This is a genomic window from Priestia endophytica (assembly GCF_026790145.1).
Lineage (GTDB): Bacteria > Bacillota > Bacilli > Bacillales > Bacillaceae_H > Bacillus_I > Bacillus_I endophytica_A.
Genome location: NZ_JALAMS010000002.1, coordinates 62263 through 70724, shown reverse-complemented (window position 1 = coordinate 70724; position 8462 = coordinate 62263). Strand labels below are relative to the sequence as shown.

Below are 8462 nucleotides of genomic sequence, written 5' to 3'. Positions count from 1 at the left end.
TTTTTCGGAGGTCTCCCTTGCGGGGTTCCCTTAGTGGGTATTCCCACTCCCTTAATTGGAGCCTTTAACATCTTGCTTATAATCGTGAGAATACGCTTGTCATACACTCCAATATTGTAGAGTTGTTTTAGTAACCTAGTATGGTTCACGCTATCAAAGAATCCTTGTATATCTATATCTACTATATGGTGTAGTTTACTCATATTAATTAAGCTCTGACATCTAGCCATTGCATCATGTGTATCCCTATTCGGTCTGAAGCCATATGAGTGATTGTAGAATCTCGCTTCACATATTGGTTCTAAAACCTGTTTAATACATTGTTGTATTAATCTATCCCTCATTGTAGGAATACCTAGAGGTCTTAGTTTGCCGTTTGGCTTAGGTATCATGACTCTGCGTACAGTGTTTGGTTTGTATTTTTTGAAGTGTTTTCGAATTTCTTCTACAAATGTATCTTCAATAATGCACTTGTAATCTTCAATAGTTAAACCATCTGTACCACACGTTTTAGACCCAGTATTTGCCTTTATCGTTCTATAAGCTAGTAGAATGTTATTTTTAGAAGTTATGATTGAATATAAATCTAATCTTCCTAATCTTCCTTCTTGACTTCGCTGGTACAAGTCATCGAAGGTGTCTAACATGCCGTAGTACTCAGCTTGTCGCAAGAATGTATTCACTGACGGTTAAATTCCTCCTTAGAGGTTAAGTCCCATCGTCTTACTCGACCCTGTGAATTGCATTTAATTGTATTTAATCCCTAATTATATGACTTGGGGCTATCCCTCCACGTTGATTAGACGCTTTATCGGTACTGTGCCCCTACTCTCACAGAAGTAAATGAATTTCGATTCGTGAGAATCTTATATCATCCGTTCCCCTAGTAGGCGTTATCAAACGTCTTCTGTTTTCCACGTTCCAATTAACCTAGCTATACATATATACCTTTAGGTGCTTGCTCTAAGCCTGTCAACCGTATACTCTCTTTGTTAAGTATCCCGAATTTCATAGGATTCAATCTTACTTTTCGGTAGTTGACCTCCGTATTCGAAGACATTGATTTCCCAATGCTAATATTCTAGACCCGTACATTCACAAGTTCGTCAGTCCTTTTCTTTAGGACATTCTCACCATAGATATTTTATAGCACTCCGACCTATCCTCACCGTATAATAGCTATACCTATTACTTAGGACTATCGTTCAGTCGACTTCACCTAGCTTCAGACCCTAAATTGCTACTACAATTTAACGCATGTAGGGAGTCTCAAGTGAATGGTTTCAGCTCAACATGACGGCTTTCATTCCCACTTCTCAGTTAATCAGTTATGATTATCTTACGATAATCCTCCTATTTCATGCTTATGCACTTATAAGGAAACGTGTCGCACGAATCCATATACCCTTTTCCTTAATTATTTCATATACTTCATCTAATATTTGATCTCGTTTTTTTGGAGAAAGTTTTACTCCAGGATATTTCATCATCTTTATATATCGCTCTCTTAAATCTCGCCCAATGTGCTCTTTTTGCTTCTTAGTTAAAGCAGAAAATTTCTTATTCATTTAGATGAGACGACCATTTCGATATTCATGATCCTTCATCTTTTATGCCTCCTTTATTCCTATGATAACAAAAAAGGGATAGGGGATGCCGATAAGAAAATAATAAGAAAAATTTGTAATAAAATGGAGGATTTTAGAAAAATGAAAAGAATGGATATAAAAGAGGAGGATTATAAGATTCTTTAAATTGCTTAAAACTATTGGTCAACATATCCATATACACATTCAAAAGGAAGCTTATTGTATCAAGTGGAAAATTACAAATTTCGTTACCGAGGAATTTCTTCAGCAAGCATTGATCTAATAATTGTACCCGGAGAAAAGATAGCCTTTGAGTATGACATAGAAGAAAATGATATTGGTCAGAGATTCCATCAAAATATCACAGTTTACTCTCAAAGTGTCAATGGTCACAATTTTTGTGATTTAATGAACGTAATCCGTTCTAATGAAAATATACGTCTTGCCTATCAAATATAAAGAGAAATACAGGAAGTAAAACCGCAGATTTTAATCAATTAACGATCGAAGATATCAAACACTTATCAGTAGAAGAAGTCATTGATAAAGTTCAGATCAGGCTTCAATCGTATAACCCGGAAAAAGTCAGGCGGGTTTTCATTCTTAAATCGAATGAAAAAACCAGACCTTTGGGAATCCCAACGATAGGGGATAGAATTCTTCAACAGTATATGTTACAAGTCTTAGAGCCCATTTGTGAAGCGAAATTCCATAAATATAGTTATGGTTTCAGACCGAATCGAAGTACTCATCACGCCAAAGCCAGATTGGAATTAATCATCAATTTGAGTGGACTCTATCACTGTATAGACGTAGATATCAAAGGATTCTTTGATAATGTAAACTACTCAAACAAATATGGTCGTTAGGTATAAAGGATAAGACGGTACTATCGATTACTTCAAAACTCTTGAAAGCCGAGATTGAACAAGCGAAGCAATTGTTAATTCTGGATCTATCCACAGTCATGTCGGTAAACAATTAATTGGGAGATGGAACTATGCAATTAGAATATTTATTTTAATCAATTTAAGGAGCCCGTTCTTATGAAAACTACTGACTCAAAAAGTCTATGGAAAAATAGGGTTTATTTACAGGTTTTCTCTGCATATTCACTGCTTATGCTTGGGGTATTTATTGATATGTTAGCCATTATGACTATTGTTGGTTTTGAATGGGAAGTAGACCCCACCATGATAGGATTGATTCCTGTTGCGTACGCACTTCCTGGAATTTTATTTAGTTCATGGGCAGGTGTAATTGCAGATCGTTTAAAAAAAATTCCTATTATGATGTTTTGTAATCTTATGGTTGGTCTATTAACAATTGCTCTTTTATTTGTCCAGAGTATTTATTGGCTCTTATTAGTATTAATGATTCGTTCTATTTTTATCGTTTTCTATTATCCTGCACAGCAAACACTAACAAGACAGATTGTTTCTCCTGATTTGCTTACTAAAGCAGTAAGTATTAACGGTATAGTTGAGCAAGGAACCAAGATAGTAGGTCCACTTATAGGAGGAATGTTGCTGAGCTGGTTTCAGCCAGAGTTCTGCCTCATTATAAGGGCGATAAGTTGTTTACTAGCTACTTTGATTCTGTTGCCTACAATAAAATTTAAGGAATCTCTGTCAAGAGAACATATTGAAAAGCAACAGCAAAGCACTTGGACCGCTTGGTTACAAGGTTGGGGTTATGTGTTATCTAATCGCATAATATTATCAACCATGATTTTCGTTACAATAGCTATGGCAGTATTACAATTAGTAGACTCACAGTTCCCTACTTTATTTAAGAGCTTGTTTCCAAATGATAAAAGTAAAATGGGATACATCATTTCTATTATTGGTCTTGGTGGAATACTTGGTGCGTTATTAACTCAGAAATTAAAACAAATTCAATATGGTTGGGTAGTATGTGGAGGTATGGTTTTAATGGGAATTGGTTTTGGAGGGATTGGGCTGATAACTCCCGGTACGGTCTTCGTTTGGGCCTATCTGATTAGTTTTATCGCTGGTATTGGAAGTGGACTGATGCTTGTATCTAATCAAGTCATTTTACAAATAGAATCCCATCAAGATCAAGTAGGAAGAGTATTTGGTATTCAAAGTAGTTTAACAAACGCAGTCCTAATTATTTCTCCTGCTATGAGCGGCCCACTAGTTCATTTGTTTGGAGTAACTCAACTCTATGTTTATGGAGGGATTGGGCTTATTATCATTGGAGTAATTGGGGTTTCACTACAGAAATATTTATGGGTTAAACATAAACAAGAACCTATAAGAGTAAATAATTTTTGAAGGGAAGATTTCTTATGGCCAATGAGGAATATTATCCGTTAAGTCATCCGCAGAGGAGAATATGGTATACAGAAGTTATTCATTCCGGTAAAGGGATATGTAATTTAAGGTTTTTGTTTAAACTTCATAAAAAAATGAATTATTCAAAATTAAACCAAGTTGTGAATCGTGTTATCAGTGAAAATGATGGTCTGTGCATCAGACTAAAAGAAAATGGGCATCGGGAACCTGAACAATATTTTGTTAAACATGAAGAAGAAGAATTTGAGTTTTTCGATTTCAGTTCTGTGGAAGATTCAGATTTGCTGGAGAAATGGATCGAGCAGAAAACACAAGAAACGTTTACATTATTTAATTCTGATTTATACTATTTCGCTTTAATAAAATTAAACGATAATGAATGTGCAATTTTTGGGAATGTTCATCACATTATCATGGATGGTTTATCAATCCAAATTTTCACTAGTCAGATTGCTAAATATTATTATGAGATTCATAGCGAGACTGATGAAGGCGTACTTAGAAATTCATATGTTCAATTTCTGATCAATGAACAAACATACTTGAATAGTATTCGCTTTCAAAAAGATCAAAAATTCTGGTTAGAGGAATTCAAAACACTTCCATCTGTGACGGGATTGAAGTCCTATAATGCGTACCAAGTTAGTACCAGAGCATCACGCGAGACGTTTATTTTATCGGAACGTTTGAAGAGAAAGATAGAAAAAATTTCTGAAGATTATAAATTTAATATATATACTCTTTTTGTTGCTGCGTTTTCGTTGTCGATGTACCGGTGGACCTCATCGCTTGATATTGCATTAGGAATGGCTTATGGCAATCGTATGACTAAAATGGAACGGGAATTAATTGGAATGATGGTGAGTACGGTTCCTCTAAGAATGGATATCGATCCTGAAGAAGAAGTACTTTCATTTATTGATCGGGTTTCCAGAAAACAAAGTAAATCATTACGACATCAGAAGTACCCATTTGATTTGTTATTAAAGCAGATTAATAAAGAGAATAACAGCAATGTTAGACTTTTCGGAACTACGATTGATTATAGAGATCGTGATGAAAGTGGTGACTCACTATGGATTCCAAACGGTGAAGAAGTGCAAGATTTTGCAGTGCATATTGAAAATTTGATTGATATAGACTCTTTACAAGTACATATTGATTATCGTGAAGAGCTATTTTCTAAGGAAGAGATAAAACGTTTTTTTAAAGTTATGTTAGCAATAATAGAAAATGCTTTTGAAAATCCAAAGCAGAAGGTAGCTGAAATCGAAATCATTTCTGAAGAAGATAAAAGAAAAAGTTTAATAGAGTTCAACAATCCTAAGCTTGATTTTCTACCTCGAGCAACTATTCATGAATTGTTCGAACAGCAAGCGATGATTTATCCGAACGCTATTGCAGTTATGTATGAAAAGGAGAGGGTTACCTATAGGGAGCTAAATGAACGTGCAAATCAGTTAGCTCATTATCTACAGAAAAAAGGAGTAGGACCTGATACTTTGATTGGACTTTGCGTTGAACGTTCTTTCGAAATGATTGTAGGTATTTTGGGGATTTTGAAGGCTGGTGGAGCTTATGTTCCAATTGATCCAACATATCCAGAGCAGCGACTTCAATATATTGTAGAGGATGCTAGTATTCAGTTATTTGTAACGCAAGAAAGTTTAAAAGAATTGAAATGGTTACCAGAAAATATTGAATCGATTTGCCTGGATCATGATTGGAATGAGATTGGGCAAGAAAGTAAGACTTTACCGATTTCTGATGTAAGTTCTCAACACCTAGCTTACGTAATCTATACTTCGGGATCAACCGGGAATCCGAAGGGCGTTATGATAGAGCACCACAATGTTATTCGTTTATTTAAATCGACGGACTGTTGGTATCAGTTTAACGAAAAAGATACTTGGACGCTTTTTCATTCTTATGCATTTGATTTCTCAGTATGGGAAATTTGGGGAGCATTATTGTATGGTGGAAAATTAGTCGTTGTTCCTTACTGGATTAGTCGATCGCCTAAGGACTTTTATCAACTATTGGTAGAGGAAGAAGTCACAGTTCTAAATCAGACACCTTCCGCATTTCGACAATTAATACAGGTGTGTGAACAAGAAGATAAGAATAAAAATTTGCATCTACGTTATGTGATATTTGGTGGGGAAGCATTAGACCCTATTAGCTTGCTACCGTGGTTTCAAAGGTATGGAGAGAAAGAACCACAGTTAATCAATATGTATGGAATTACAGAAACTACCGTTCACGTTACTTATTCTCCGATTACTCAAGATGAGGTCTGCCACTCTTCACGAAGTAATATCGGAAAACGGATTCAAGATTTAGAAGTGTATGTGCTAGACGCTTGTCAACAACCTGTACCTATTGGGGTAGAAGGTGAGCTTTATATTGGTGGAGCAGGGCTTGCACGTGGGTATTTAAATAGACCTGAATTAACTGCAGAGCGCTTCATTCCTCATCCATTTAGTAATGAACCGAAAGCAAGATTATATCGGACAGGAGACTTAGCGAGGCATTTGCCGGATGGGAATCTAGATTATCGTGGAAGAATTGATCATCAAGTTAAAATCCGTGGTTTCCGAATTGAGATTGGGGAAATTGAGTCTACTTTAAACGCACATGCATCTATAAAAGAGGCTGTTATGATTGTTCGAGAAGATCAGCCGGGTGATAAACGATTAGTGGCATATGTTGTAGGAGATGGCAATGTAGGTGCGTGGAGGGAGTATCTAAAAGCGAAACTACCGAGTTATATGGTCCCTTCAGGATTTGTGACGATGGAAGCCATTCCACTAACAACTAACGGGAAAGTTGATCGTGATGCCTTACCTTTGCCGGAGAAAAAGAAGATTAACAGTGAATGTGTTGCCCCTCGGAATAGTAACGAAAAAAAACTGGCTACCATTTGGAAGCAAGTATTAGGAGTTGAAAAGGTGGGAATTCATGATAACTTCTTTGAAATTGGTGGCGACTCGATTCTCAGCATTCAAATTATATCACAAGCAAGTCAAGTGGGATTAAAATTTACTCCAAAGCAAATGTTTGAATGTCCAACTATTGCCGAGTTGGCACAAGTGGTTATAGAAACTCAGGGAGTACAAGCGGAGCAGGGAGTTGTGACAGGAGATGTGCCTCTTACTCCAATTCAGTACTGGTTCTTCGAGCAAGAACATCCACGTCCGGAGTATTGGAATCAATCGATGCTTTTAAGAGTAAAAGAGAGATTGGACATGAAGTTACTAGAGGGAGCTATATTAAACTTACTCAAACACCATGATGCTTTACGTTTCCGATACAAACAGTTACCAAATGGAACGTGGAGGCAGAGAAATGAGGGAATTGATGAGCAGTCTGTACTTCGTGTGGTAAAACGGAACAATGCTAATGAACAAGCGTGGAATCAAGTGATACAAGAAGAGATGAATATCACACAATCTAGTTTCAATTTAGTTACAGGTCCGTTAATGAGAGTAGTTTACTTCGAGGATATGTTGAATGGGACTGATCGATTATTCTGGGTGATTCATCATTTAGTAGTAGATGCAGTATCATGGAGAATTCTATTGGAAGATTTACAGGCAGTATACAATCAGATGAAACAAGGTCAAAGCGTTCGTTTACCTGCGAAAAGTACATCTTTTAAAGAGTGGTCGGAACGACTACAGACATACAGTGATTCTGGTATTTCAAAAGAAGTACAAGGTTATTGGAAGGAACAGGAAGGAAAAGAAGTGATGAAGATTCCGATGGACTACCCAATACAAGAAACAACAGAAGAATCGATTGATCAAGTGACGAGGACTTTAGGAGTAGAAGAAACCCATGCGTTGTTACAAGAAGTTCCGGTGACTCATAAGACAAGGATTAACGAGGTCCTATTGACGGCGTTAGGACAAGCTATAGTCGATCGTACCAATCAGCAAACGGTTTCTATACATCTAGAAGGACACGGGAGAGAAGAGATGATTGAAGGTATGGATCTATCACGGACAGTGGGCTGGTTCACGAGTATTTATCCTGTTCATCTTAATTTTCAAGGGACAACAACACCTATTGAAGGATTAAAGGCTGTAAAAGATCAATTGCGTCGAATTCCGAATCGTGGCGTTGATTATGGTATTTTACGTTACTTGAATAGAGAATTACTTCCGTTTTATCAGCAAAAACCGTCAATAAGCTTTAACTATTTGGGCCAATTTGATCAAGTGTTTTCAAAGGAATCTTTGTTTATACAAGAGACAAGGTTTACATTTTTAGATCATGCTCCAGAGTCCAAACCATCTCATCTAATTGATGTTATCGGTATGGTGAAAGATGAGAAATTACATTTTGTTTGGATGTATAGTAGAGAACAGTTTTCTAGATTAACAATTCAAGCGATAGCAGATGGTATGTTGAGGAATCTTCGTCAACTTATAAATAAACCAACAACTGAGTCTGCTTTTACAGTATCAGATTTTGCTGACGCAGAGGAACTTACGGAAGAAAGCTTGAGTAAAGTATTACTTAAATTAACAAAGAAGAGGGTGTAAAG

Annotated in this window: 4 protein-coding genes and 1 pseudogene; 3 read left to right on the top strand and 2 right to left on the bottom strand. The window is 36.4% G+C overall.

Annotated features, from left to right (window positions below; all coding sequences use genetic code 11):
* Both MOC86_RS04240 and MOC86_RS04235 read right to left on the bottom strand, forming a co-directional pair.
* Positions 1 to 683 (bottom strand): reverse transcriptase domain-containing protein (locus MOC86_RS04240; protein ID WP_268582936.1); only part of this gene is annotated, 683 nt, incomplete at its 3' end.
* A gap of 681 nt (positions 684 to 1364) precedes the next feature.
* The gene (locus MOC86_RS04235) at positions 1365 to 1568 is read right to left on the bottom strand and encodes a hypothetical protein (RefSeq protein WP_268582934.1); all 204 of its coding nucleotides are present in this window, start codon (positions 1566 to 1568) and stop codon (positions 1365 to 1367) included.
* A gap of 429 nt (positions 1569 to 1997) precedes the next feature.
* On the opposite strand from MOC86_RS04235, the pseudogene MOC86_RS04230 reads away from it, so the two are divergent.
* The 3 genes and pseudogenes from MOC86_RS04230 to MOC86_RS04220 all read left to right on the top strand — a co-directional run.
* A pseudogene (locus MOC86_RS04230) lies at positions 1998 to 2517 on the top strand (reverse transcriptase domain-containing protein); the annotation flags it as partial.
* A 118-nt stretch (positions 2518 to 2635) separates the two neighbouring features.
* The gene (locus tag MOC86_RS04225; protein WP_268582933.1) at positions 2636 to 3889 is read left to right on the top strand and encodes an MFS transporter; all 1254 of its coding nucleotides are present in this window, start codon (positions 2636 to 2638) and stop codon (positions 3887 to 3889) included.
* Between the two features lie 14 nt (positions 3890 to 3903).
* Positions 3904 to 8460 (top strand): non-ribosomal peptide synthetase, encoded by a 4557-nt coding sequence (locus MOC86_RS04220; protein WP_268582932.1) that lies wholly within the window; start codon positions 3904 to 3906, stop codon positions 8458 to 8460.
* The last annotated feature ends 2 nt before the right edge of the window (positions 8461 to 8462 follow it).